Below are 25,592 nucleotides of genomic sequence, written 5' to 3' on the forward strand. Positions count from 1 at the left end.
GACGGTGCCGGTCACCGGCTGCGCCGGCGACAGGAGCCATGCACGTCGCACAGGGCATTCCGGCTCGCCACCCCGAAGGGGAGGCTTACGGCTGCGGGTCAGCGCCGGATTCCCACCGGCTTCCCCCTGTACGAGCATGATGACGACGGGCTACTTTACCGGCCCGCTCAGCCCCGCTTACCGGCTGGTAGGAATCTGGACCCTGCCCACCGAAGGCGGGCAGTGCCGCTCACACCGCCACATAAGCCACCGGATCACTCCCCGCCACAGCCTCCGCCCGCCCCAGCTTCACCAGGCGGCGCAGATGGGCCTCCGCCTCCGAGACCGCGATGTTCCGGGAGCCGTGGGGGATCTGGTCCCAGGGGCGGTTCCACTCCATGCGCTCGGCCAGCTGCCAGGGCGTGAGGGGCTGGGTGAGGTGGGTCAGGAGGTCGGTGAGGCGGGCCTCGTGGTGGGCCAGCAGCTCGCGTACGCGGGATGCGGCTCCCGTGAAGGCGTGCTGGTGGGCGGGGAGGATCTCTGCCGCACCCAGGCGACCGATCCGTTCCAGGGAGTCCAGGTAATCGCCCAGGGGGTCGGTGACTGTGGCGTCGTCCGGGTCCTCGTACAGGCCGATGTGCGGGGTGATCTCGGGGAGCAGGTGGTCGCCGGAGAAGAGGCGGCCGCGGCCGGGGAGGCCCGCCGGGTGGTTCTCCTCCAGGTGCAGGCAGACGTGGCCGGGGGTGTGGCCCGGGGTCCAGATCGCGCGGAGGCGGCGGCCGGGCAGGTCGAGGAGCTCGCCGGGGGTGATGTCGCGGTCGGGGACGGCCGCGTCGAAGCCCGGCAGGGCGGGCATCCGGCCGGAGGCGCGGACGGCGAGCAGCGGTGCCACATGCTCCTCGGGGGCGCCGGCGGCGATGAGTTTGCCGGTCATGTAGGCATACCAGCGGTCGGCGGGGTTCTCGCGGGTGCGGCGTACGACGGAGGCGTCCGCCGCGTGCATGGCGATCCAGGCGCCGGAGGCCTCGCGGACCCTGGCGGACAGGCCGTGGTGGTCGGGGTGGTGGTGGGTGATGACGACCCCGTGGATCTCCGCGGCCGAGGTGCCGCATGCCGTCAGGCCGCCCGCGAGGGTGTCCCAGGAGGCCGGGTCGTCCCAGCCGGTGTCGATCAGCACCGGTCCCCGGTCGGTGTCGATGAGGTACACCAGGGTGTGGCCGAGAGGGTTGTCCGGAATGGGGACCTGGATGGACTGCACGCCGGCGCCGTGGTCGGTCACCCTTGTCATCGGATCCCCTTACGCATCGTCAATTCCTCGTCGGCCGGGCTGCGTTGCCATGGACCATGTGTCATCTCGCTCTCACTGTAGTAGAACCCGTTCCATTGGTGGCCGCAGTTCCCGCCGGGTGCGGCTCCGGCGACGTCCGCCCGATGCCGGTGGATCCCATGGACTCCTCCCACTAGAACTGGTATCAGTTCTGAAACAGCGTCAGGAGATGTGATCGTCGACCGGGATCACCGGGAGAACCCGCGATCAACCGCGATCAGCCGGGACCAGCCGAGATCACCCAGGATCGTCGCCCAGCCCCCCAGGAGGCAGTCGGCCATGACCGAGCTCGTGGAACACGGACAGCTGTTCATCGGCGGGGAGTTGACCGACCCCCTCGGCAAGGACGTCATCGAGGTGGTCTCGCCGCACACCGAAGAGGTCATCGGCCGCGTGCCGCATGCCGCGCCCGCGGATGTCGACCGCGCGGTCGCCGCCGCGCGCAGGGCGTTCGACGAGGGGCCCTGGCCGAGGATGACGCTCGACGAGCGGATCGAGGTCGTCACCCGGATCAAGGACGCCGTGGCGGTACGCCACGAGGAGATCGCCCGCATCATCTCCTCCGAGAACGGCTCCCCGTACTCCTGGAGCGTCCTCGGGCAGGCGCTCGGCGCGATGATGGTGTGGGACGCCGCGATCACGGTCGCGCGCTCCTTCACATACGAGGAGGAGCGGGACGGCGTCCTCGGGAAGATCCTCGTCCGGCGGGAGCCCGTCGGCGTCGTGGCGGCCGTGGTGCCGTGGAACGTCCCGCAGTTCACGGCCGCCGCCAAGCTGGCGCCGGCGCTGCTCGCCGGCTGCACCGCGGTCCTGAAGCCGTCGCCCGAGTCGCCCCTCGACGCGTATGTCCTCGGTGAGATCGTCAAGGAGGCCGGGCTGCCGGATGGCGTCCTGTCGATCCTTCCGGCGGACCGCGAGGTGAGCGAGTACCTGGTCGGACACCCCGGTGTCGACAAGGTGTCCTTCACCGGGTCCGTCGGCGGCGGTAAACGCGTCATGGAGGTCGCATCGCGCAACCTCACGCGCGTGACGCTGGAGCTGGGCGGCAAGTCGGCAGCGGTGATCCTGCCGGACGCCGACCTGGAGGCGACCGTGCAGGGCATCGTCTCGGCCGCCTGGATGAACAACGGCCAGGCCTGCGTAGCCCAGACCCGCATCCTCGTGCCGCGCTCCCGCTACGACGAGTTCGCCGACGCCTTCGCCGCCGCGGCGAGCGCTCTCGTGGTCGGCGACCCGCTCGACCCGGCCACCCAGGTCGGCCCGCTCGTCGCCCGGCGGCAGCAGCAGCGCAACCTCGACTACATCCGCATCGGGCAGGAAGAGGGCGCCAAAGTCCTCACGGGAGGCGGGCGTCCGGCAGGCCTGGAGCGCGGTTGGTACGTCGAACCGACGCTCTTCGGCGATGTCGACAACTCCATGCGGATCGCCCGCGAGGAGATCTTCGGGCCGGTCGTCTGCCTCCTCCCGTACGGCGACGAGACCGAGGCCGTGAAGATCGCCAACGACTCCGACTACGGGCTGAGCGGCAGCGTCTGGACGGCCGACGTGGCCCACGGCATCGACATCGCCCGCCGGGTCCGCACGGGCACCTACTCCGTCAACACCTTCAGCCTCGACATGCTCGGCCCGTTCGGCGGCTACAAGAACTCCGGGCTCGGGCGGGAGTTCGGGCCCGAGGGGTACGGCGAGTACCTGGAGCACAAGATGATCCACTTGCCCGCCGGGTACGAGTCGCCTGCCACTGGCACTGCCGTCGCTGCGGACGAGGGAGCGGAGGCCTGATGGGCGACCGCTGGCACGTGGAGGTCGACCGTTCCCTCTGCATCGGCGCCGCGATGTGCCTGAACCACGCCCCGGACGGCTTCCGCCTCGACTCCGCCCGCCAGTCCCACCCCGTGGACCCGGACACGGACGCGAACGAGCGGGTGCTCGCGGCGGCGGAGGGCTGCCCGGTGGAGGCGATCACGATCACGCTCCTCGGGTCGGGGGAGCCGGTCTTCCCGCCCGAGGAGTAGCCCCGGTCACCCGGTCACTGGGTCACTTCGGTGGCGAGGTGATGTCGATCAGCCGGCACACCGTCTCGATGTCGATCTTGACCTGGGCGATCGAGGCGCGGCCGGAGAGCCAGGTGATGAGCGCCGAGTGCCAGGTATGGCCGATGACCCGGACCGCGGAGAGCTGCTCGGCGGTCGGGTCGTCGATGCCCATGGCGTCGAGGATGATCGCCGTCGTCTGGCGGGAGACCTGGTCGACCTCGGGGCTGACGCTGCGGTCGGCGAACGTCAGGGCGCGCACCATGGCGTCCGCGAGGTGCGGCTCGCGCTGGAGCGCGCGGAAGGCGCGCATCAGAGTCTCGGCGACCCGCTCGGCGGGCGACTGGCCGGACGGCGGGCGCTTGCGCAGCGTCGTGTGCATGTGCTGCAGCTGGTCCTGCATGGTGGCGACCAGCAGATGGATCTTCGACGGGAAGTAGCGGTAGAGCGTGCCCAGCGCGACCTGCGAGGACTCGGCCACCTCGCGCATCTGCACCGCGTCGAAGCCGCCCCTGCTCGCCAGTTGCGCGCTGGCATGCAGGATCCGGCGGCGGCGCGCCTCCTGACGTTCGGTGAGCGGAGGGGTCGCCGTTTGCGCGATCTTGACTTCCGCAGGCATAGGTCCCGTTCCATGACGTTCAGCTGCAAGAGCGAGGAAGAACACGGAAAAGCGATGACACAGCATGGCAGGGCGCGAGCACGGTGCGTTCGGGCCGTGGTGCGAATCACCTGATCCGCCGCTCACAGCGACGCTACCTGCCGGTAGATTCAGTGGTCCTTGAGCGATCAAGTCTGAAACTTGTTCTAGATTACCGCCCACGCGTAGTCTCGCGTGAAAGTGTCGTGAGAAGGGGGCCCGGAGTGACCGCTGAGGCCATGGGGGCAGGCTCTCGTGCGGGCTCCGCCGCCGACCTCGCCAGTGACCGGCCGCTGCGCATCGCACTTCTCACCTACAAGGGGAATCCGTTCTGCGGGGGCCAGGGCGTCTACGTTCGCCACCTCTCGCGCGAACTCGTCCGGCTCGGCCACCAGGTCGAGGTGATCGGCGCCCAGCCGTACCCCGTGCTCGACGAGGGAGAGGGGCTCGAGGGCCTCACGCTCACCGAGCTGCCCAGCCTCGACCTGTACCGGCAGCCGGACCCCTTCCGCACGCCGAAGCGCGACGAGTACCGCGACTGGATCGACGCCCTCGAGGTCGGCACGATGTGGACCGGCGGGTTCCCCGAGCCGCTGACCTTCTCGCTGCGCGCCCGGCGCCATCTGCGCGCGCGGCGCGGCGAGTTCGACGTCGTCCACGACAACCAGACGCTCGGATACGGGCTGTTGGGCGGCGTGTCGGCGCTGGGTGCGCCGCTCGTCACCACCATCCACCACCCCATCACCGTTGACCGGCAGCTGGAGCTGGACGCCGCCGAGGACTGGAAGCGGCGGGCGTCCGTCCGCCGCTGGTACGCGTTCACGCGCATGCAGAAGCGCGTCGCCCGGCGCCTGCCGTCGGTGCTCACCGTCTCCGGGACGTCGCGTCAGGAGATCGTCGACCACCTCGGCGTACGCGGGGACCGCATCCACGTCGTGCACATCGGCGCCGACACCGACCTGTTCTCGCCCGACCCCTCCGTGGCCGAGGTGCCGGGACGCATCGTGACGACCTCCAGCGCGGACGTACCGCTCAAGGGGCTCGTGTACCTGATCGAGGCGCTGGCGAAGCTGCGGACCGAGAACCCCGCGGCGCACCTCGTCGTCGTCGGCAAGCGCGCCGAGGACGGGCCGGTGGCCCAGGCCATCGAGCGGTACGGGCTCGAAGGCGCCGTCGAGTTCGTCAAGGGCATCTCCGACGCCGAGCTCGTCGACCTCGTGCGGTCCGCCCAGGTCGCCTGCGTTCCTTCCCTGTACGAGGGGTTCTCGCTGCCCGCCGCTGAGGCCATGGCGACGGGGACGCCCCTCGTTGCGACGACGGGCGGAGCCATCCCGGAGGTCGCCGGGGCCGACGGCGAGACGTGCCTCGCGGTGCCGCCCGGCGACGCGGGGGCGCTGGCCGCCGGGCTCAGCCGGCTCCTGGGCGACCCCGAGCTTCGGGTGCGGCTCGGCTCCGCCGGGCGGGAGCGGGTGCTGCGGCACTTCACTTGGGCGCGGGCGGCGGCGGGTACCGCGGAGCGGTACCGGGAGGCGATCGGCAGCTCCGCGACCGCCCCGGTCACCGGCCGCGCCGCGGCCACGGGCCTCGGCCGCTCCGCGACCCTCATGGACACCCACCCCACTCCGACCCCCACCCCCGACCGCGAAAGCAGGGCCACGTGCTGACCGTCGACTTCTCCCGGTTCCCGCTCGCCCCGGGTGACCGTGTGCTGGACCTCGGATGCGGTGCCGGACGGCACGCCTTCGAGTGCTACCGGCGCGGCGCGCAGGTCGTGGCGCTCGACCAGAACGGTGAGGAGATCCGCGAGGTCGCCAAGTGGTTCGCGGCGATGAAGGAGGCGGGGGAGGCCCCGGCGGGCGCGACGGCCACCGCGATGGAGGGGGACGCCCTCGCGCTGCCCTTCCCCGACGAGTCCTTCGATGTCGTGATCATCTCCGAGGTCATGGAGCACATCCCCGACGACAAGGGCGTGCTCGCCGAGATGGTGCGCGTACTCAAGCCCGGCGGGCGGATCGCCGTCACCGTCCCGCGCTACGGCCCCGAGAAGGTGTGCTGGGCCCTCAGCGACGCCTACCACGAGGTCGAGGGCGGCCACATCCGCATCTACAAGGCGGACGAGCTGCTGGCGAAGATGCGCGAGGCCGGGCTCAAGCCCTATGGCACCCACCACGCACACGCCCTCCACTCGCCGTACTGGTGGCTGAAGTGCGCGTTCGGTGTCGACAACGACAAGGCGCTGCCCGTGCGCGCGTACCACAAGCTGCTGGTCTGGGACATCATGAAGAAGCCGCTGGCCACCCGGCTCGCCGAGCAGCTGCTGAACCCGGTCGTCGGCAAGAGCTTCGTCGCGTACGCCACCAAGCCGCACCTCCCGAAGGCCGCGGCGGCCGAGGGCACCAGCGTGGCGGCCGGGGCGGCCCAGGCGTGACAAGCCCCGAGAGGACCGAACACCTCGTCCTGCCCGGCGTCCTCACTGCCCAGCAGGCCGCCGCCACCGTCCGGGCCCTTCTGGCGGTCCAGCGCGAGGACGGGGCCATTCCGTGGTTCCGCGGGCACCACCTCGACCCGTGGGACCACACCGAGGCGGCGATGGCGCTGGATGCCGCCGGTGAACACGAGGCGGCCGCCCGCGCGTACGAGTGGCTGGCGCGGCACCAGAACCCGGACGGCTCCTGGTACGCCGCCTACGCCGACGGCGACCCGCACAACGTCACGGACCGCGGCAGCGAGTCCAACTTCTGCGCATACGTGGCCGTGGGCGTCTGGCACCACTACCTCGCCACCGGCGACGACACCTTCCTCGACCGCATGTGGCCCACGGTCCTCGCGGCCGTCGAGTTCGTGCTGCAGCTGCAGCAGCCGGGCGGCCAGATCGGCTGGAAGCGGGAGGCCGACGGGGCGCCCGTAACGGACGCGCTGCTCACCGGCTCCTCCTCCGTACACCACGCGCTGCGCTGCGCGCTCGCCATCGCCGAGCAGCGCGAAGAGCCGCAACCCGACTGGGAGTTGGCCGTCGGGGCGCTCCGCCATGCGATACGCCGCCACCCGGAGCGGTTCCTCGACAAGGACCGCTACTCGATGGACTGGTACTACCCGGTCCTCGGCGGCGCGCTGACGGGCGCCGAGGCCAAGTCCCGTATCGAGGAGGGCTGGGAGCGCTTCGTCGTCCCCGGGCTCGGCGTACGCTGCGTCGTCCCCAACCCCTGGGTGACCGGCGGCGAGTCGGCCGAACTCGCCCTCGCGCTCTGGGCGACGGGCGAGTCCGACCGGGCCCTGGAGATCCTGCAGTCCATCCAGCATCTGCGCGACCCGGAGTCGGGCCTGTACTGGACCGGCTACGTCTTCGAGGACGGGGCGATCTGGCCCCAGGAGCTGACGACCTGGACGGCCGGTTCCGTGCTGCTCGCCGTCGCGGCCCTGGGCGGGGACGAGGCGACCTGCGCGGTGTTCGGCGGGGAGCGCCTGCCGGCCGGCCTGGACCCGGACTGCTGCGGCTAGGGTCTGCTGCTGCGGCTAGGGCCCGTCCGGCGTATCAGGCCGGACAGGCCCTTGTACGGCTGACGACCGCGGCCGTCAGTGTCGGTGTATCCGGTTGGCGATCGCGTGCCCGGCGAAGAGGTACACGACGGCCGCGAGGCCGTAGCCCGCGACGACCCGTGCCCAGGCCGCGTCGAAGGTGAACAGGTCGTGCGACCAGCCGGCCAGCCAGCGGGCCGCGTCATGGATGAACTGCACCAGGTCGTTGGCACGGTTCGCGTCCAGCAGGTACATCAGGATCCACAGGCCGAGGATGACGGCCATGATGTCCGCGACGATCGCGATGACCGTCCCCGCCTGATTGGCGCTGTTGCGATATCGAGGGGACATGCCCCACGGGTAGCCCGCCGAAGCCGGGCGAAACCCGACTGGGCGCAGGCTGGCTAGGAGTTGAGTTCCGCCAGCACCCGCAGCGTGTGCGGGTCCGGCGCGAGGACCAGGAGGTCCGTGACCGGGCCCTTGCGCCACAACTCCAGCCGCTCCGCGATGCGTTCACGCGGTCCGACCAGGGAGATCTCGTCCGCGAACGCGTCGGGCACGGCGAGTACGGCCTCCTCGCGACGCCCCGCGAGGAACAGTTCCTGGATGTGCCGCGCCTCCTCCGCGTATCCCATACGGGCCATCAGATCGGCGTGAAAGTTGCGCGATGCGTGCCCCATGCCGCCGATGTAGAAGCCGAGCATCGCCTTGACGGGCAGCAGGCCTTCGGCGACGTCGTCGCAGACCTTCACGCGGGCCATCGGCGCGATGATGAAGTCCTCGCGCAGGCCGGTCAGCGACGCCTCGTACACGTCCGTCCGCGTCGGCGACCAGTACAGCGGCAGCCAGCCGTCAGCGATCCGCGTCGTCTGCGCGATGTTCTTCGGGCCCTCGGCGCCGAGGAGGATCGGCAGATCGGCGCGCAGGGGGTGCGTGATCGGCTTGAGCGGCTTGCCGATCCCGGTGCCGTCGCCGCCGCGGTACGGGTGGGCGTGGAACCGTCCCTCGACTTCGACGGGTGCCTCGCGGCGGAGCACCTGGCGGATCACGTCCACGTACTCGCGGGTCGCGGTCAGCGGCGACTTCGGGAACGGGCGCCCGTACCACCCCTCCACGACCTGCGGCCCCGACAGGCCGAGGCCCAGCAGCATCCGGCCGCCCGAGAGATGATCGAGCGTGAGCGCGTGCATCGCCGTGGCGGTGGGGGAGCGGGCGGCCATCTGTGCGACGGCGGTGCCGAGCCGGATACGGGACGTGTGGGCCGCGATCCAGGTCAGCGGGGTGAAGGCGTCGGAGCCCCACGACTCGGCGGTCCACACCGAGTCGTAGCCGAGTCGTTCCGCCTCGCGGGCGAGTTCGAGGTGGCGGGGGTCCGGGCCGCGGCCCCAGTAGCCGAGTGCGAGTCCGAGGCGCATGCCGGGCCCCTTCCGGTCGCCGTTGCTCTTAACTGACGGCACGTCAGATAGTGTCGTTCGGCCGGTGACTGTACGGCAACGGCCCCCCGCCCGGAAGGGCGAGGGGCCGAGGAGCAGGGCTCGGCGGTACGGCGTCAGCCGCGCTGGATGCCCGTGGTGTCCTGCAGTACGCCGCGGCGGCCGTCCTGCGTCTGGGCCACCAGGGCCGGGCCGCGCTGGTCGACGGCCAGGTACCAGGTGCCGGGGGCGAGCTCGGCGATCGGCGTCTGCGAGCCGTCCTCCGCGAACAGCGGACGCGGCACCGGCACGGCGAACCAGAACGGCGAGAACTCCGCCGCCGGCTGCGCCTGCGCCTGCGGGGCCTGGGTCTGCTGCGGCTGACCCGGCTGCGCACCGTACGGCTGACCGGGCTGACCGGGCTGACCGGGCTGACCGGGCTGACCGGGCTGGCCGGGCTGACCGGGCTGGCCGGGCTGACCGGGCTGACCCTGACCGGGCTGACCTGGCTGGCCCGGCTGGGCGCCGTAGGGCTGCTGCTGGGCGCCCGGGTAGCCGTAGCCGGCCGGCTGCTGCGCGCCGTAGGGGCTCGGGGCCGCCGGGCGCGGGGCGGGGAGCAGGGCGCCCTTCAGGGCGGGCACGAGCGGGCTCGCGATCGCGCCGCCCGCGAGCGCCAGCGACGCGATGAGACCGAGGATGAGGCCGGGGCCGGCGTCGCCTGAGTCGACGATCCACCAGAACGTGCTCCATGCGGCGACGATGGTCAGCGCCACTCCGAGCTGCCCGAGCTCCAGACCCGCCACCTTGCGTTGCTGCGGCAGCCCGCGGGCGACCACGATGAGCGCGGCACCGATCACACCCGTCATGTACGTACCGAGCGAGAGCCCGAGGAAGTCCCAGGAGGTGGTGCTCGGGACCGAGTCACAGATGCTGCCGCTGCAGCCGGCTACGTCGAGGAACGAGGCGACGAAGAGCAACACCGCTGCTCCGATCACCACGCCGTCGCCTCTAGTGAGGGAGCGGATATTCACTTCAGATCCTTCGTCGTCGTCTCATCGGTCGTCGGTGGGCGTCGCTGTCGCCGTACCGGCGCGCTGTCGGCCGCCGTTGGCCGCGATGCTCGCGGTGCGAAGCGCGGGGATGGCCCCCCAGATCGTACGGACGACATTATCGTCCGGGTGCTCGGGGTGTCTGCCTGGACAGTGACTATCCGTGCCTACCCGCGCAGGAAACTCACGATTCCCTCAGAGATCCCCTGCGCCGCTTTCTGCCGCCATGCGCCGCTTGTCAGCAGGGCCGCGTCCTTGCTGTCGCGCATGTTGCCGCACTCGATGAAGACCTTGGGAACGGTGGAGAGGTTGAGCCCGCCCAGGTCCCGGCGGACGACGAGGCCCGTGCCGCCGCCGATGTAGTTGGAGGGGGCGCTGCCTGTGGCGCGTACGAAGTTGCCCGCGAGGCGTTCGCCCAGCTCGCGCGAGGGGCCGACGATCGCGCGGGTGTCGGCGATGCCCGCCTTCACGGACCCGGGAAGGATCACATGGAAACCGCGGTTGCCGGCCGCGGAGCCGTCGGCGTGCACGGAGACGACGGCATCGGCGTGCGCCTTGTTGCCGATACGGGCGCGCTCGTCGACGCACGGACCCCAGGAGCGGTCGCCGTCCTGCGTGAACTTCACGGTCGCGCCCTGCTTCTCGAGCAGCGCCTGCAGCCGGCGGGAGACGTCGAGGGTGAACCGGGCCTCCGTGTAGCCGCTGTTCGTGGACGTGCCGGTCGTATCGCACTCCTTGCGGTTGGTGCCGATGTCCACGAGGCGGCTGATCTCGGCCGTGTGCCGGAAGTTCCCCGGGTTGTGGCCCGGGTCGATCACGACGACCTTGCCCTTGAGGGGGCCGGTGGCGGCGGGGGCGGCGGACGGGCTCCCGGCGCCCTTGCCCTCGTCGTTCTTGTTCTCGTCGTTCTTGTTCTCGTCCGCGCTGCCCTCGGGCTTGCCCCGGCCCGAGGAGGTGGGTGAGGCGGACGCACCCGCGCCCGCCGCGGCGGACGACCGCTGCTGCGACGACGGCGCGGCGCCCGGACTCCTGCTGTCGCCGGAGTCGGCCACCGCCTGCCAGACGAGCCACCCCGCGAGTGCCGCCGCCACAGGGGCGACGATCGCCACGGTGAGCGGCCCGCGACGGGGCCGGCGCGGCGGAGGGGGATTGCTGTCCGGGAATGCGTACGACACGGGGCGACTCTAACCGCGAGGTCAGCTGCCGGGGCCGGTTCGGCGCAGGACGCGCAGCGAGTCGCTCACCGAGACCTCACTGAACGCACCCGACTCCAGTGCCCTGAGGTAGACGTGGTACGGGGCCTGGCCGGTGAACTCGTCGGCCGGATCGGGGAACACGTCGTGGATCACCAGCAGGCCGCCTTCGGCAACGTGCGGCGCCCAGCCCTCGTAGTCGCCGGTCGCGTGCTCGTCCGTATGGCCGCCGTCGATGAACACCAGCCCGAGCGGGCTGTTCCAGAGCCGCGCGACCTGCGGCGAGCGGCCCACGAGCGCGATGACGTGGTCCTCCAGGCCCGCCTTGTGGAGGGTCCGGCGGAAGAGGGGCAGCGTGTCCATCCGGCCGACCTCGGGGTCGACGGTCTCGGGGTCGTGGTACTCCCAGCCCGGCTGCTGCTCCTCGCTGCCGCGGTGGTGGTCGACCGTGACCGCGGTGACACCGGCCGCGCGGGCGGCGTCGGCGAGCAGGATGGTGGAGCGGCCGCAGTACGTGCCGACCTCGAGCAGCGGAAGCCCGAGCCGCCCCGCCTCGACCGCCGCCGCGTACAGCGCGAGCCCTTCGGACACCGGCATGAAGCCCTTGGCGGCCTCGAACGCGGCGAGGATGTCCGGCTTGGGCGCCGGTGCCTGGGCCGGGACCTGGGGGGTGGGCTCGGCTGCCATGCGGGTTCCTCCGGGTTCGGGCGGCAGGTACGTCTCGTACGTGCGTGTGGGTGCCCCCATGCTGCCGCACACCACCGTCACCTGGGACGACGGGGTCGAACTCGATGCCTGACCTTCCGTCAGATTGAAACGTGTTCTACCCTGTCGCCGGCTCGTTGTGAACAGTACGCAGTGGCCCGCGACCGGTGAGCGAGGATGCGCATGGGGATCGGAATCACGCAGGAGCAGCGGGAACTGGCCGGGGCCGTGCGCGGCTGGATCGCGCGCACCGTGCCGCCGGAGGAGGTGCGCAAGCTTCTCGACGCACCGCCGGGCGCCGGGGGCCGCCCGGCGTACTGGGACGCGCTGGCCGGGCAGGGGCTGCTCGGCGTGCACCTTCCCACGGAGTACGGCGGCGGGGGCGGCGATCTCGTCGATCTCGCCGTCGTCCTGGAGGAGGCCGCGCGTGCCGCGCTTCCGGGGCCGTATCTGTCCGGTGTGCTGGCGTCGGCCGTGCTGCACCAGGCTGGGGCCTCCGTGGGAGAGCTGGTGCGCGCGCTGGGGTGCGGGGAGCGCATCGGGGCCGTGGCGCTCGGTGCCGGCACGATGACGGCTGTCGGCGCCGAGTGCGGTTACGTGCTCGACGGCACCGCGCCGCCCGTGCTGTCCGGCGCCGATGCCGAGCTGCTCGTGCTGGCTGCCGGATCGGCGCAGGGCACCGTGTGGCTCGCCGTCGATGCCGCGGACCTCGTGGTGCGGCCCCACGACAGCGCCGACCCGACGCGGCCCACCGCCGAGGTCACGGCGGTGGGTGCACGGGTGCCCGCGGACCGGGTGCTCGCCGTGGACTCCGCGCTCGTACGCGACCTCGCGGACCTCGTCCTAGCCGCAGACGCCTGCGGCACGGCCGCATGGGCGCTGGACACGGCCGCGCAGTACGCCAAGGTCCGTGAGCAGTTCGGGCAGCCGATCGGGCGGTTCCAGGGCGTCAAGCACCTGTGCGCGGACATGCTGGTGCGGGTCGAGCAGGCACGGGCGCTGGTGTGGGACGCGGCACGGGCGGTGGAGGAGCAGGCGCCCGGCGGGGGAGACCTCACCGGCGGGCGCGAATCCCGCGGTCTGGTGGCCGCGCTCGCCGCCGGTGCCGCGCTGGACGCAGCGTGCTCCTGCGCCAAGGACTGCATCCAGATCCTCGGCGGCATCGGGTTCACCTGGGAGCACGACGCGCATCTGTATCTGCGCCGAGCGCTGGTCGCGCGGCAGCTCGCGGGGAACGGGGACGCGCACCGGCTGCGGGCCGTCCGGCTGGCCGAGGGCGGGGCGCGCCGGGAGCTGCGGCTGGAGCTTCCCGAGGAGGCGGAGCCGTACCGGGCGCGCGCCCGGGAGGTCATCGAGGGCGCACGCGGCCTGGACCCGGCCGCCGCCCGCCGCGCTCTCGCACTCACCGGCTACGCCGCGCCGCATCTGCCCGAGCCGTACGGTCTCGGCGCCGGACCCGTCGAGCAGCTCGCCGTACAGGCCGAGCTGAAGGCGGCCGGGGTGCGCCTGAGCGACCTGTCCATCGCCACGTGGGTCGTGCCCTCACTCGTCGCGTACGGGACGCAGGAGCAGAAGGAGCGCTATCTGCTGCCGACGCTGCGCGGCGACCTGCGCTGGTGCCAGCTGTTCTCCGAGCCCGGCGCGGGTTCCGACCTCGCCTCGCTGCGGACCAGCGCCGAGCGGACCGCGGACGGACGGTGGCGGATCAACGGGCAGAAGGTGTGGACGTCCGCGGCCCACCGCGCCGACCACGGCATCCTCCTCGCGCGTACGAACCCCGAGGCGCCCAAGCACAAGGGGCTCACCTACTTCGTCGTCGACATGAAGCACACCGACGGCGTCGACATCCGGCCGCTGAAGGAGATCACCGGCGAATCGATGTTCAACGAGGTCTGGTTCGACGACGTGCTGCTGCCCGCGGACGCCGTCGTCGGAGCGATCGACGAGGGCTGGAAGGTCGCCCGCAACACGCTCGGCAACGAACGCGTCCACATGGCCGACCAGTTGACGTTCGACACGGGTCTCGAGGCGCTCATCGCGCGCGCCGACGGCCTCGACGGAGCCGGCAGGGCCCGTATCGGCGCGCTCATGGCCGAGGCGCACGCACTGGCCTGCATCGGGCTGCGCACGACCCTCCAGCAGGTGTCGGGAGTGGAGCCGGGCGCGGGCGCGTCCGTGCGCAAGCTCGTCCAGACCGCCCACCAGCAGAAGGTGGCGGAACTGGCCCTGGAACTCCTCGGCCCGGCGGGCGCGGTACACGAGGGCGCGGGCGAGCGGGCCGTCCACGGCTTCCTGCTGTCACGCTGCCTGACCATCGCGGGCGGTACGACGCAGGTACAGCTGAACGTGGTCGCCGAACGGATTCTCGGCCTGCCGCGGGATTGACGCTCGGCAGTGAGGCGAGTCCTAGTCCCTGTGGCCTAGGTGGCGTGCAGCGAAATCCCGATGTACGGAGCGCCGGTCAGTTGAGAGCATGACACCCATGTCCCGAGCCGCCACAGACATCTCCCCGGCCGTCCGCCGTAGCGCCCCGCCGACCTGGCTGGTGGTCTCCGCTGCCTGCGCCGGACAGTTCCTCGTCGTCCTCGACGTGTCCGTCGTCAATGTGGCACTGCCGTCGATGCGGGCCGATCTGGGGTTGAGCGCCCCGGGGCTGCAGTGGGTCGTCAACGCGTACTCGATCGCCTTCGCCGGATTCATGCTGCTGGGTGGCCGGGCCGGGGACCTGTACGGACGCAAGCGCATGTTCCTGATAGGGCTCGGCCTGTTCACGCTCGCCTCGCTCGCGGGCGGACTCGCGCAGGCCGACTGGCAGCTGCTCGCCGCACGCGCCGCACAGGGCCTCGGCGCGGCCGTGCTCGCGCCGTCGACTCTGACGATCCTCACCTCGGCCGTACCGGAAGGAGCAGCACGCGCGCGTGCCATCGCGACATGGACCGCCGTGGGAGCGGGCGGCGGGGCGGCCGGCGGCCTCGTCGGCGGCGTCCTGGTGGACACGCTGTCCTGGCGGTGGGTGCTGCTGATCAATGTGCCTGTCGGTGCCCTCGTGCTGGCCGGGGCCGCGCTCTGGATCACCGAGAGCCGGGGCGGGGACGGACGGCGGCTCGATCTGCCGGGTGCCCTGCTGGTGACGGCCGGGCTCGCCACTCTCTCGTACGGCATCGTGCAGACGGAGGCCGAGGGCTGGGCGGCGGCCGCGACGCTGGTGCCGCTGTGCGCGGGGCTTGTACTGCTGGGCCTCTTCCTGCTGACAGAGGCGCGCAGCCGGACGCCTCTGATGCCGCTGAAGCTGTTCCGCCTGCGGTCGGTGTCGTCGGCGAACGCGGCGATCTTCCTCTCCGGCTCCGCCATGTTCTGCATGTGGTTCTTCATGACCCTGTACGCGCAGAACGTGCTGGGTTACACGCCGCTCGGTGCGGGGCTCGCGCTGGTTCCGAGCTCGCTCGCCGTCGTCCTCGGCTCGAAGCTCGCGCCGCGCTTCATGCGGCTCGTCGGCGCCCGGTACGTCGCGGTCGCCGGGACCCTGGTGGCCGCCGCCGGATTCGGCTGGCAGTCGACGATGGGCGCCCACGGCGCGTATCTCACCGCGATCATGCTGCCGGGCATCCTGATGATGGCCGGCGCGGGCCTCGCGGCGACCCCGCTCGCCTCCCTCGCCACGTCGGGGGCGCCCTCCGGTGACGCCGGGCTGGTCTCGGGCCTGGTCAACACCTCGCGCGTCATGGGCGGCTCGCTCGGTCTGGCCGTGATGTCGACACTCGCGGCGTCGCGTACCGCCGACGGCACGTCCGCGGAGGCGCTGGCCTCGGGCTATGCACTGGCGTTCCGGACGAGCGCGCTGGTCCTGCTCGGTGGCGCGGTGCTGATGCTGCTGTGGCTGCCGCGGGCCTCCGGCGGGGGGCGCCGCGCGGACGCGGCCTCGGCCGGTGGCCGCGTGCCGACGGCCCGTTGACCGCCCGGCGGCCACGCCGAGCAGGCCACCGCCCTGGGCCTTGTCGTCAAAGTGCCTAGAGCCACCCCTGCTGCCGCGCCTCCCGGACCGCCTCCATGCGGTTGCGCGTCCCCGTCTTCCCGATCGCCGATGACAGGTAGTTCCGCACGGTCGACTCCGACAGATGCAGCTTCGCGGCGATGTCGGCGACCGTCGCGCCGTCCACCGACGCTTTCAGTACGTCGCCTTCGCGGGAGGTCAGCGGATTCGGGCCCGCGCTCAGGGCGGCCGCGGCCAGCGCCGGGTCGATGACCGTCTCACCGGCCAGCACCCGGCGGATGGCCGCCGCGAGCTCCTCCACCGGGCCGTCCTTGACCAGGAAGCCCGCGGCCCCGGCCTCCATGGCACGGCGCAGGTAGCCGGGGCGGCCGAAGGTGGTGAGGATCAGCACCCGGCAGCCGGGGCACTGCTCGCGGAGGTCGGCCGCGGCGTCCAGACCGCTGCGGCCGGGCAGTTCGATGTCGAGCAGCGCCACATCCGGGCGGGACCCCAGCGCCGCGGGCACGATCGCGTCGCCCGCCGACACCTGCGCGACGACCTCGATGTCCTCCTCCATCCCGAGCAGGAGCGCCAGGGCGCCGCGCATCATCCCCTGGTCCTCGGCGAGCAGGACCCTCACGGACTTCGCCGGCCGGTGGTCACTCGGCGTCTCTTCCACGGGCCAAGGGTATGGCGCAGGCGCCAAGTGCGAGTTCTCCGCGGCACATTGAGCGTTGCGGCTGTGGCGTGAGGCGCCCGTCCGGCGAGTCACCCGGAAACTCCGGCGGATCCATCCAGAAACCCGGCCCGGCGCGACTCGGATCGGCCCCGTGACAGCCCCCCCGCGGGGGCGCGCGCGGCATGCGCCACCACCCGCGGACGGACGGCTCCCGCGCCCTCGGCCGGGCCCCTCACGCGGACGCTCACGGCATTCGCCAACACCCTCTGATCTGGGCTTTTATGCAGGTCAGTCCTACGATCGCCGTATCGCGAAAGGGGATCTCGTGGACAGGCACATACGCACGGTCGACGACGTACTCAGGCTCCTGGACGGCCTGTTCGCCCAGGAAGCCGATCGCTGGACGACCGGCGGGGCCTCCTGGTGGGACGGCTTCTACGCGGACCGCTCCAAGCCGGTTCCGTTCTTCGTGGCGAAGCCGGACGAGAACCTCGTCTCGTACGTCGACCGGGGCCTGATCACCGGGGGCCGTGCCCTCGATCTGGGGTGCGGTCCGGGACGCAACGCCGTCCACCTCGCCTCGCTGGGCTTCGAAGTGGACGCCGTCGACCTCTCGCCCGAGGCCATCGCGTGGGCCGAGGACCGCGCCTGCGAGTCGAGGGCCGCGGTCCGGTTCCACTGCGGGGACGCCTTCGCCCTGGCCGGCACCGAACTCACCGGTCCCTACGACCTGATCTACGACTCCGGCTGCTTCCACCATCTGCCGCCGCACCGCCGTATCAGCTATCTCGCACTCCTGGAGCGGCTCCTCGCGCCCGGCGGTCTGCTCGGCCTCACCTGCTTCGCGGCGGGCGCGATGGGGTCCGAACTCCCCGACGCCGACTTCTACCGCGATTCCCGCCTCCACGGCGGTCTGGCCTACACCCCGGAGTCCCTGCGCTGGATCTTCTCCGACCTCACCGAGGTCGAACTGCGCCGCATGCACGACGAACCGCCCGAGTCCCCGTTCTTTGGTGAACCGTTCCTCTGGACGGCCCTGTTCCGCCGCGACGCCCAGCCGTAGCCATCCCGAGGCCTCTCAGCTTCTCCGCCTACGCTGCCGTCTCCGGCAGGGGCGGGGCCGACTCGTGCATCAACTCACTTGTTTCTATGGGGAGTTCGGCGGTCACCAGGAAGCCCCCGCGCGGGCCAGGGCCCGAACCCAGCGAGCCGCCCGCGGCTGCAAGACGTTCGCCGAGGCCCTTCAGACCGGTCCCGCCGACGGAGTCGGGGGACGGTGACGGCTCGGCGGACACCCCGCGCCCGTCATCGGCGACCGTCAGCCGTACGCGTTCGCCGGTTCCCGTCACGGTGATCTCACACCTCCGGGCGCCGCTGTGGCGTATGGCGTTGGTGACGGCTTCCCGGACGACCCAGCCGAGAAGTGCCGCGGTCTGTGCGGCCAGGGGCGGGCCCGACTGGCGTACGACGGTTTCGATGCCCGCGGCCTCCAGGGCCGAGCGGGCGCGGTCGAGTTCCGTCGCGAGGCTGCCCTCGCGGTAGCCGGTGACCGCCTCGCGGATCTCGGTGAGCGCCTGGCGGCCGACGGACTCGATGTCGGAGACCTGGGTGAGCGCCGCATCGAGATCGCGGTGCGCGAGACGGCGGGCCGCCTCCGACTTCACCACGATCACCGAGAGCGTGTGGCCGAGCAGGTCGTGCAGATCGCGGGAGAAGCGGAGACGTTCCTTCTCGACCGCCTGGCGGGCCAGCTCCTCGCGGGCGGCGCGCAGTTCCCGTACCGCCTCCGACAGGGACAGGATCGCCGCCGTCACCATCGTCGACAGGAAGGTGCCGTACGCGATGTTGATGGCGTCCCAGCCGTCGCGGACGGCGGAGACGACCCCCGCGAGCGCGGTCAGGGCCAGTCCGGTCTTGCCGAGCCACGGGCCCCTCACCGTCGCCCCGGTCGCCAGCCCGAGCAGCGGGAAGAACAGCAGCCAGCTGCCGCCGTAGCCGATGGCGAGCGCGCAGGTCACCGCGGCCATCAGTACGAGCGCCAGCCGCGTGGAGGCCGCCTCGCGCTTCTCCTTCACGAAGGCGCGGAACACCACGTAGATGTACAGGGAGTTGAAGGTGAGCAGGCCCAAGCCGCCGATCAGCGGGTTCGGCGTCTCGCCCTGAAAGATGTTGGAGAACGCGCCCATGCCCATGAGCAGCCACGGCAGCAGGGCGAAGCCGGTGGGCGGCGGACCCGGGTTCTCCGGCACCTTCCCGGCCTTCCGGGCGGCAGCCTGGTCGGACTTGAACCGCGCCATGTCCTCCTTCCACTGCACCCGCGCCAACCGCCACGCGTCGAGCCGGCACGAGGCCTTTCGCATCCATCGCATCCCGGACATGTCCCTGCTCCCCGTTCAGAGGGTCCGCGCGGCACGGCGGTACGAGACGACAGCGTACGAACCGAACACCACCAGCCAGACCGTGATCACCACAAGTGCGGTGAGCGACGGGGCGTGGCCGTCGGCGACCGCCGTGCCGAGCTGGGCGAAGCGGTTCGTGGGCGTGTACGCGGAGAGGGAGCGCAGCCACTCGGGGAAGAGCGCGATGGGGAACCACAGTCCGCCCACCACCGAAAGGCCCAAGTTGCACACCATGTTCACCACGCCCGTGGCCTGCGCCGTCAGCCGGTAGCCGTTGCCGAGGCCCAGCAGCGTGAAGGGTATCGAGCCGAGCCACAGCAGCAGTGCGATCACCGCCCACTGCCAGGCGTCCAGCCGTACGCCGTTGACCAGCCCGCCCGCGACGAGCACGGCGATGATCGCGGGCAGCACCGTCACGGAGCCGGTCAGGGCCCGGCCGAGCACCACGTCGCGCGGCGCCATCGGCGTGATCCGCAGCTGCCGCAGCCAGCCGATCGTCTTGTCCTCGGCGACCCCGCCGCCGGTGTTCAGGGCCGAGCCCACCGCGCCGTACGCGGCCATGCCGACCATCGAGGCCGTCTTCCAGCTGCCGTCGTTCTCGCCGAGGTTGGTGAACAGCAGGTACATCATCACCGGCATGCCGATCCCGAAGATCACGAAGCCGGTGTCGCGGAGCGTCCGGCGCACTTCGAGCTTCAGATAGGCGAGCATCACGCTGTCTCCAGGGTCGAGTTGTCGGGACCGGTCGGGCCGGCGGGGTCGGTGAGATCGGCGGGCCCGGTCAGGTCGGTGGGCCCGGTCAGGGCGAGGAACGCGTCGTCGAGGGAGGCCGGAGCGACCTCCAGGTTGCGGATCGCGCCGAGTTCGGCGAGGGCGATCACGGTCGCGTCGGAGTCGTCCGTACGCAGCCGGGCCCGGTCCCCGCGCACCTCGACGGAGACCACACCGGGCAGCAGCGACAGACCCTCCGCGCCCCGGCCCGCCAGGTCGACGGAGACGAGGCTGCCGCCCGCGGCCCGCCTGAGCTGCTCGCCCGTGCCGTCGGCGACGATCCGGCCGCGGTCGATGACGACGAACCGGTCGGCGTTGTCGTCGGCCTCCTCCAGGTAGTGGGTGGAGAAGAGGACCGTGTGGCCGCGTCGTGCGTAGGCACGCATCGAGGCCCAGAATGCGTGCCGGGCCTCCACGTCCAGCGCGGCGGTCGGCTCGTCCAGCACGATCAGCGCGGGGTTCCCGGCCAGCGCCACCGCGAACCGCACCCGCTGCGCCTGGCCACCGGACAGCCTGTCCACGCGCCGGTCGGCGAGTTCGGCGATGCCCGCGAGCTCCAGCGCCTCGGCGACGGACATGGCCGCCGGATAGGTGCCGGCCACGAAGCCGACCAGTTCCCGGACGGTGACGCGCGGCACGGCGCGGCCCTCCTGGAGCATCGCGCCGACCATTCCGGCGCCCACGGCCCGCGCCGGGGTACCGCCGAACAGGCGCACCTCGCCCGCGTCCGGTTCGTTCAGGCCGAGCAGCAGCGACAGCGTGGTGGACTTGCCCGCGCCGTTGCGCCCCAGCAGCGCGACCGTCTCGCCGCGCCGTATCTCCAGGTCGATGCCGTCGACGGCGCGCACGTCGCCGAAGGCCTTGACCGCCCCCGTGAAGGACACGGCCCGGTCCGTGTCAGGTGTCTTCGTCATGGCTATGACGCTACGAATACGCGGTGGGGCGGGGGCAGATGCGCTTGTACGGACTCGGGCAGGACAAATGTCACGGTCGGCGGAACGCCGCCACGCGAAGGGGCGGCGCGCCTTCGTACGCATGCGGCGAAGAGCATCTGACATGACGTCAGGAGCCTTCACAAGTAGTGGCGGCTGGGCTATACATGGGCCTGCCGGACTGGAACGCGTTCTAGAACGGGCGGGTTCCACGGCCGGCCCAGTGACGACCTCGGTGCGACCGACGGTGCGGACGGCCGCACCGAGGTCTTTCCCCGCGAGGAGCAGGAGTTCCATGCCCATCGACGCCGCCAAGGCCATCGCGGCCGAGCCCCGGTCCGCCCGGATCGCCTGGGACCACAAGGACGTCCAGCTCTACCACCTCGGTGTCGGCGCGGGCGCGAACCCCGACCGTGACAACCCCGCCACCGACCCCGACGAGCTGCGCTACACCCTCGAGTCCAGGCTGCACGTCCTGCCCAGCTTCGCGACCGTCGCGGGCGCCGGCATGGGCGTGGTGGGCGGCCTCTCCACACCCGGCATCGACGTGAACCTCGCGAACGTCCTGCACGGCGGGCAGACCATCGAGCTGCACCGCCCGATCCCGGTCAAGGGCACGGCGGTGTCCACCTCGCGGGTCGCGGCCGTCTACGACAAGGGCAAGGCGGCCGTCCTCGTACTCCGTACCGAAGCGGCCGACGACGACGGGCCGCTGTGGACCAGCGACGCCCAGCTGTTCGTACGCGGAGAGGGCGGCTGGGGCGGGGACCGCGGCCCGTCCGCGCGCCTCGAACCGCCCTCGCGCGAGCCCGACCGGACCGTCGAGCGGGCCGTCCGTGCGGACCAGGCCCTGCTCTACCGGCTCTCCGGCGACTGGAACCCGCTGCACGCCGACCCCGAGTTCGCCAAACTCGCCGGCTTCGACCGGCCGATCCTGCACGGCCTTTGCACCTACGGCATCACGCTCAAGGCGGTTGTCGACACGGTCCTGGGCGGGGACGTGGCGCGCGTCCGCTCGTACGCCACGCGCTTCGCCGGGGTCGTCTTCCCGGGCGAGACCCTGCGCATCCGGATGTGGGAGCACGACGGCAGGGTGCAGGTGTCGGTCACCGCGGTCGAGCGGGACGGCGCTCCCGTGCTCGCGGACACCGTCGTCGAACACTCGTAATCGCCGAAACAATCGCCGAAACCTGATCGTCGGACCTCCTGAGGGGAGCCGCACCATGCGCGCAGCCGTACTGCACGAGATCGGCCAGGACAAGCTCGAGGTGCTCGACGACGTCGAGGCGGTGGGCTTCGGCCCCGGCAGGGTCAGGATCCGGGTCCGGGCCTGCGGGCTGTGCCACTCGGACCTCTCAGCGATGAACGGCGTGCTGCCGCAGCCCGCGCCGTTCGTCCCGGGGCACGAGGGTGCGGGCGAGATCGTGGAGGTCGGCGAGGGCGTCACGCACCTCAAGCCCGGTGACCGCGTGGTGGTGTGCTGGCTGCCCGCGTGCGGCCAGTGCCCCTCCTGTAGGCGCGGGCAGACCGAGCTGTGCCTCGCCGGGTTCATGAACGCGGGCACCCCCAACTTCAAACGCCCCGGCGGGGACGTCTTCGGCTTCGCGGGCACCGGCACCTTCGCCGAGGAGGTCGTCGTCGACGCCGCGTGCGCCGTGCCCGTCCCGGACGACGTGCCCTTCGACATCGCGGCGCTCATCGGCTGCGGTGTGACCACGGGGCTCGGCGCCGCGTTCAACACGGCGGACGTGGAAGCCGGTTCGTCGGTGGCCGTGATCGGCTGCGGCGGCGTCGGCATCTCCGCGATCCAGGGCGCGCGGCTCAAGGGCGCCGCCGAGATCGTGGCCGTCGACCCCGTGGCGTCGCGGCGCGAGGCCGCACTGAGGTTCGGCGCCACGCGGGCCGCCGCACCGGAGGAACTCGCCGACGCCAAGCAGGAGATCACCGGCGGTCAGGGCTTCGACTACGTCTTCGAGGTCGTCGGGAAGTCCGCGACCGCCCGTACCGCGTATGAGACGACCCGGCGCGGCGGCACGCTGGTCATCGTCGGCGCGGGCGCCATGGACGACTTCCTGCAGCTCAACATGTTCGAGCTGTTCTTCGACGAGAAGCGGATCCTGCCCTCCCTGTACGGCGGCGGCGACGTGCTGCGCTCGTACGAACGCGCCATCGCGCTCTGGCGCGCGGGCCGGATCGACCTGTCCGGGCTCATCACGCACCGCGTGCAGCTCGGCGAGATCAACGAGGCGCTGGACCAGATGCGCACGGGGGCGGCGCTGCGTACGTGCATCGAGATGTGACCTTTCCTGAGATCGAGATCTGACCGCTCCTGAACCCCCGACGTCCGTGATCGAAGGGACCGTGATGTCACTGCCACTCGAGGGCCTGTCCGCGATCGTGACGGGAGCGGGCCGCGGCCTGGGGCGGGCCGAGGCGCTGGAACTCGCCCGGCTCGGCGCGAGCGTCGTCGTCAACGACTACGGGCAGCCGGGCCGATGGGGGTCCCCCCTGCTCGAGCGAAGCCGAGAGCTTGGGGGAGGATCAGGGGCGGCGTCGGCCGGGCCCGCCGAGGACGTCGCCGCCGAGATCCGCGCGGCGGGCGGCGCGGCGGTCGCCCACCTCGGCGACGTCGCCGACTTCGACCAGGCAGGTACGCTGGTCGACCTCGCGATCGGCACGTTCGGCAAGCTGGACATCCTGGTCAACAACGCGGGCATCCTGCGCGACCGGATGATCTTCTCGATGACCGAGAGCGAGTGGGACTCGGTGATCAGGGTGCATCTCAAGGGCCACTTCAACACCACCCACTTCGCGTCCGTCCACTGGCGCGAGCGGTCCAAGGCGGCGGGCGGCCCGGTCCACGGGCGCATCATCAACACCTCGTCCGAGGCGTTCGTCGCCGGGTCCGCGGGACAGCCCAACTACGCGGCGGCCAAGGGCGGCATCGTCGGGCTGACGACGTCGACGGCGCTGGCGCTCGGCAAGTACGGCGTGACGGCCAACGTCATCTGCCCGCGAGCCCGGACCCGTATGACGCAGGACGTCTTCGCGGCCATTCCACCTGATTCAGGCAGCGGCCGGCCCGACGACGACCGGCTGGACCCGCTGGCGCCCGAGCACGTGGCCCCGCTCGTGGGCTATCTGGCCTCGCCTGCGGCGGCCAGGGTCAACGGCCAGCTGCTCGTCGTCCACGGCGGCATGGTCGCCATCGTCGAACGCCCCAAGGTGGCCGCCAAGTTCGACACAGCCAAGGAGCTCTTCTCCTACGAGGAGCTCGACGAGCTGCTGTCCCCGTACTACGAGGGGCGTCCGGTGAACGAGACCTTCGCGGCTGCTGAGGTGCTGGGCCTCAAGCGCGGGTAATTGACGGTGGTTACGGTCGCGGTCCCGGACGGACGCCGGCCCGGACGGCTCCTGTCGCCAGTACGAGATGTGCGAGGGGCCCGGCACCTGTGCGGCAGGTGCCGGGCCCCTCGCTTCTCCGTCTACGCGGACTCAGTCCTCGTCGGACGGCTTGCGGTGCCGGCCGCGCGGGCCCGGCGTCTCCGCCACCCCGTGCTCCTGGGCGGACACCGGCCCCCGGTGCCTGCCGTGGCCGTCGGGCTGCTGGGCGCCAGCCCACGGGTCGTTGGTCGTCGTGTCCGTACTGGTGCTGGTTTCCGACATCGGTAGGTCACCCCGTAACAAGATCTTTCGGTGCAGGCGGGCGAGTCTAACCGGCGGCCTCACGCCCGTTGAGAGGTGCCTGCTGCAAGGGGACAGGGCGTGGTCCCGACGCCGCGGCGGGGTTCGTCTCCACCCGCTCCCACCGCGGCTTCCGCACCCTCGCTCCGGACCCGTGGGGCGATCCCGCGGCCGGTCCCGAGCCGGTTTCCCCGTCGGCGGCCGGGGCGGCGGGCCGGGCCGACTCCGTCGGCGCGGGCACCATCGCAACCCCGCACGGCACGGCCCTCGTCGCATACGGCAGCCGGAGCACCCCGTCCCGCGTCCACAGCCCCGCCCCGGCCAACCAGCCGTCGGGCGCCTGGAGTTGGTGCACCCGCTTCGCGGCGGGCCGCCACACGCCGAGCCAGCTGCCCGCCGCGCCGTCGATCCGCAGCGCCACCGCGCTGCTCTCCGGCATCAGCGCCTGCCCCGGCTGGATCGCGAACGGCGTCACCGCACAGTCGGTCAGCCGCAGACACTCGGGGAAGCGGACCGGCAGCGTGCTCCCCAGCACCCCCCAGCCCAGCCGGTCGTGGCCCGCAGACGGGGCGTCGGAGCGGATCAGCAGCAGACCGCTGTCGGCGTCCGCGAGCAGCAGCCGGTCGTTGCTCTCCTCCGTGATCTGCAGGAGCGGCGACACCTCGCCGCCGCGCTCCAGGTCGACCGCGACCGTCTTGGTGCGCCCGTCCAGCTGCCGGTCCAGGGCGAGTATCCGTCCCGTACGGTCGAGCCAGACGCCGCCCGAGCAGCGGCCGGGGATCTCGGCGACATGCTCGGGCCCGAACGTGCCGCCCGCGACCAGCCAGATCGCCGTCGACCGCTCGCCCGCCGCGAGCGCGTACGCGCGCAGGCCCCCGGGCGCGGGCGGCAGGAGGCTCAACTCGCCGCACTGCACGGATCCGAGAGGCAGCTCGCCGGTCTCCGGACCCGTCGGATAGAGCAGCGAGAAGGTGTGTCGTCCGGTCGTGACGCGGTGGATCAGCACGCGCCCGTCGGCCAGGGGGAGCACCTCGGTGCCGGGCTCCTCCGGCTGGTGCGCGGGCAGTGGCACCGCGTAGGGCTCGGGCCCGTCCAGCGTCCACCGCTCGGGGAACCAGGACCGACCGTCGTACGCCAGCCGCGCGGCGTAGGAGCCGTCCGCGGCGATCGTGCATGCCGTCCGCCGCATGCTGAACGCTTTCTGCTCGTTCTCCGCAGCTGACTCGATGGCAAGGGCCGTCATCGTGGGTCACCTCCGGCGCCGAAGCTAGTTTTCGTACGCGTTCGCGTGGCACCAGCGGACACC

General features: G+C 71.9%; 24 protein-coding genes and 1 riboswitch. Of the genes, 11 read left to right on the plus strand and 13 right to left on the minus strand.

The features are described 5' to 3' along the window. Window positions 1-33 precede the first annotated feature (33 nt). A riboswitch (cobalamin riboswitch) is annotated at window positions 34-159 on the minus strand. 70 nt (window positions 160-229) lie between these two features. Next, on the minus strand, window positions 230-1,267 hold the full coding sequence (locus ABT009_RS23870) for a Strvi_7410 family MBL fold metallo-hydrolase (protein ID WP_351298345.1): 1,038 nt from the start codon (window positions 1,265-1,267) through the stop codon (window positions 230-232). Window positions 1,268-1,585: 318 nt separating this feature from the next. Here ABT009_RS23870 and ABT009_RS23875 point away from each other — a divergent pair, with 318 nt between their 5' ends. Together ABT009_RS23875 and ABT009_RS23880 are read left to right on the plus strand one after the other, a co-directional pair. Continuing rightward, window positions 1,586-3,088, plus strand: coding sequence for an aldehyde dehydrogenase (locus tag ABT009_RS23875; RefSeq protein WP_351298348.1), 1,503 nt, complete (start codon window positions 1,586-1,588; stop codon window positions 3,086-3,088). Beyond that, window positions 3,088-3,321 carry a ferredoxin gene (locus ABT009_RS23880; protein WP_351298351.1) on the plus strand — a complete coding sequence of 78 codons (234 nt, stop codon included), beginning with the start codon at window positions 3,088-3,090 and terminating at the stop codon, window positions 3,319-3,321. Before ABT009_RS23875 ends, ABT009_RS23880 begins: the two co-directional genes overlap by 1 nt. Window positions 3,322-3,343: 22 nt before the next feature. On the opposite strand, the gene ABT009_RS23885 is transcribed toward ABT009_RS23880, so the two are convergent. Beyond that, window positions 3,344-3,958 carry a TetR family transcriptional regulator gene (locus tag ABT009_RS23885; RefSeq protein WP_351298353.1) on the minus strand — a complete coding sequence of 205 codons (615 nt, stop codon included), beginning with the start codon at window positions 3,956-3,958 and terminating at the stop codon, window positions 3,344-3,346. A 242-nt stretch (window positions 3,959-4,200) separates the two neighbouring features. Here ABT009_RS23885 and ABT009_RS23890 point away from each other — a divergent pair, with 242 nt between their 5' ends. Genes ABT009_RS23890 through ABT009_RS23900 form a run of 3 tightly spaced genes read left to right on the plus strand, consistent with a single transcriptional unit; the run spans window position 4,201 to window position 7,474 of the window. Then, window positions 4,201-5,640, plus strand: coding sequence for a glycosyltransferase family 4 protein (locus tag ABT009_RS23890; protein WP_351298356.1), 1,440 nt, complete (start codon window positions 4,201-4,203; stop codon window positions 5,638-5,640). After that, window positions 5,634-6,404: a class I SAM-dependent methyltransferase gene (locus ABT009_RS23895; protein WP_351298359.1), complete on the plus strand. Its 771-nt coding sequence runs from the start codon at window positions 5,634-5,636 to the stop codon at window positions 6,402-6,404. Before ABT009_RS23890 ends, ABT009_RS23895 begins: the two co-directional genes overlap by 7 nt. Further along, on the plus strand, window positions 6,401-7,474 hold the full coding sequence (locus ABT009_RS23900; RefSeq protein WP_351298362.1) for a prenyltransferase/squalene oxidase repeat-containing protein: 1,074 nt from the start codon (window positions 6,401-6,403) through the stop codon (window positions 7,472-7,474). Before ABT009_RS23895 ends, ABT009_RS23900 begins: the two co-directional genes overlap by 4 nt. A 75-nt stretch (window positions 7,475-7,549) precedes the next feature. Here the strand turns inward: ABT009_RS23900 and ABT009_RS23905 are convergent, their stop codons facing one another. From ABT009_RS23905 to ABT009_RS23925, 5 genes are all read right to left on the minus strand, one after another. Beyond that, the gene (locus tag ABT009_RS23905) at window positions 7,550-7,843 is read right to left on the minus strand and encodes a hypothetical protein (protein ID WP_351298365.1); all 294 of its coding nucleotides are present in this window, start codon (window positions 7,841-7,843) and stop codon (window positions 7,550-7,552) included. Window positions 7,844-7,896: 53 nt separating this feature from the next. Continuing rightward, the gene (locus ABT009_RS23910) at window positions 7,897-8,907 is read right to left on the minus strand and encodes an LLM class F420-dependent oxidoreductase (RefSeq protein WP_351298368.1); all 1,011 of its coding nucleotides are present in this window, start codon (window positions 8,905-8,907) and stop codon (window positions 7,897-7,899) included. Window positions 8,908-9,041: 134 nt separating this feature from the next. Continuing rightward, window positions 9,042-9,935, minus strand: coding sequence for a hypothetical protein (locus ABT009_RS23915; protein ID WP_351298371.1), 894 nt, complete (start codon window positions 9,933-9,935; stop codon window positions 9,042-9,044). A 185-nt stretch (window positions 9,936-10,120) separates the two neighbouring features. Further along, a complete protein-coding gene (locus ABT009_RS23920; RefSeq protein WP_351298374.1) occupies window positions 10,121-11,128 on the minus strand; it encodes an N-acetylmuramoyl-L-alanine amidase in 1,008 nt (335 codons plus the stop codon). A 21-nt stretch (window positions 11,129-11,149) separates the two neighbouring features. Continuing rightward, on the minus strand, window positions 11,150-11,833 hold the full coding sequence (locus ABT009_RS23925; RefSeq protein WP_351298377.1) for a class I SAM-dependent methyltransferase: 684 nt from the start codon (window positions 11,831-11,833) through the stop codon (window positions 11,150-11,152). A gap of 201 nt (window positions 11,834-12,034) precedes the next feature. Here ABT009_RS23925 and ABT009_RS23930 point away from each other — a divergent pair, with 201 nt between their 5' ends. Both ABT009_RS23930 and ABT009_RS23935 read left to right on the plus strand, forming a co-directional pair. After that, window positions 12,035-14,236 carry an acyl-CoA dehydrogenase family protein gene (locus ABT009_RS23930; RefSeq protein ID WP_351298380.1) on the plus strand — a complete coding sequence of 734 codons (2,202 nt, stop codon included), beginning with the start codon at window positions 12,035-12,037 and terminating at the stop codon, window positions 14,234-14,236. Window positions 14,237-14,324: 88 nt separating this feature from the next. Beyond that, a complete protein-coding gene (locus ABT009_RS23935) occupies window positions 14,325-15,803 on the plus strand; it encodes an MFS transporter (protein ID WP_502989945.1) in 1,479 nt (492 codons plus the stop codon). Between the two features lie 55 nt (window positions 15,804-15,858). On the opposite strand, the gene ABT009_RS23940 is transcribed toward ABT009_RS23935, so the two are convergent. Then, on the minus strand, window positions 15,859-16,500 hold the full coding sequence (locus ABT009_RS23940; RefSeq protein ID WP_351298386.1) for a response regulator: 642 nt from the start codon (window positions 16,498-16,500) through the stop codon (window positions 15,859-15,861). Window positions 16,501-16,825: 325 nt separating this feature from the next. Here ABT009_RS23940 and ABT009_RS23945 point away from each other — a divergent pair, with 325 nt between their 5' ends. Further along, complete coding sequence (locus tag ABT009_RS23945) at window positions 16,826-17,563, plus strand: class I SAM-dependent methyltransferase (RefSeq protein ID WP_351298389.1); 738 nt, start codon at window positions 16,826-16,828, stop codon at window positions 17,561-17,563. A 28-nt stretch (window positions 17,564-17,591) separates the two neighbouring features. On the opposite strand, the gene ABT009_RS23950 is transcribed toward ABT009_RS23945, so the two are convergent. The 3 genes from ABT009_RS23950 to ABT009_RS23960 are packed head-to-tail and all read right to left on the minus strand — an operon-like array spanning window position 17,592 to window position 20,584. After that, on the minus strand, window positions 17,592-18,869 hold the full coding sequence (locus tag ABT009_RS23950; RefSeq protein ID WP_351298763.1) for a sensor histidine kinase: 1,278 nt from the start codon (window positions 18,867-18,869) through the stop codon (window positions 17,592-17,594). Between the two features lie 24 nt (window positions 18,870-18,893). Next, window positions 18,894-19,610: an ABC transporter permease gene (locus tag ABT009_RS23955; protein ID WP_351298392.1), complete on the minus strand. Its 717-nt coding sequence runs from the start codon at window positions 19,608-19,610 to the stop codon at window positions 18,894-18,896. Then, entirely contained in the window at window positions 19,610-20,584 is a 975-nt protein-coding gene (locus ABT009_RS23960; RefSeq protein WP_351298395.1) for an ABC transporter ATP-binding protein, read from the minus strand. The genes ABT009_RS23955 and ABT009_RS23960 overlap by 1 nt, the downstream gene beginning before the upstream one ends. Before the next feature lie 313 nt (window positions 20,585-20,897). On the opposite strand from ABT009_RS23960, the gene chsH3 reads away from it, so the two are divergent. The 3 genes from chsH3 (at window position 20,898) to ABT009_RS23975 (ending at window position 23,965) form a co-directional block, all read left to right on the plus strand. After that, window positions 20,898-21,770, plus strand: coding sequence for an enoyl-CoA hydratase ChsH3 (chsH3, locus tag ABT009_RS23965; RefSeq protein WP_351298398.1), 873 nt, complete (start codon window positions 20,898-20,900; stop codon window positions 21,768-21,770). A gap of 55 nt (window positions 21,771-21,825) precedes the next feature. Beyond that, window positions 21,826-22,902 carry a Zn-dependent alcohol dehydrogenase gene (locus ABT009_RS23970; protein WP_351298401.1) on the plus strand — a complete coding sequence of 359 codons (1,077 nt, stop codon included), beginning with the start codon at window positions 21,826-21,828 and terminating at the stop codon, window positions 22,900-22,902. Window positions 22,903-22,966: 64 nt separating this feature from the next. Next, complete coding sequence (locus tag ABT009_RS23975) at window positions 22,967-23,965, plus strand: 3-oxoacyl-ACP reductase (protein ID WP_351298404.1); 999 nt, start codon at window positions 22,967-22,969, stop codon at window positions 23,963-23,965. Window positions 23,966-24,097: 132 nt separating this feature from the next. Here ABT009_RS23975 and ABT009_RS23980 read toward each other — a convergent pair whose 3' ends face one another. Then, window positions 24,098-24,268 (minus strand): hypothetical protein, encoded by a 171-nt coding sequence (locus tag ABT009_RS23980; protein WP_351298407.1) that lies wholly within the window; start codon window positions 24,266-24,268, stop codon window positions 24,098-24,100. Window positions 24,269-24,314: 46 nt separating this feature from the next. Continuing rightward, complete coding sequence (locus ABT009_RS23985; RefSeq protein WP_351298410.1) at window positions 24,315-25,529, minus strand: hypothetical protein; 1,215 nt, start codon at window positions 25,527-25,529, stop codon at window positions 24,315-24,317. Window positions 25,530-25,592 lie beyond the last annotated feature (63 nt).

This window comes from Streptomyces sp. NPDC002896, from assembly GCF_040295225.1.
Lineage (GTDB): Bacteria > Actinomycetota > Actinomycetes > Streptomycetales > Streptomycetaceae > Streptomyces.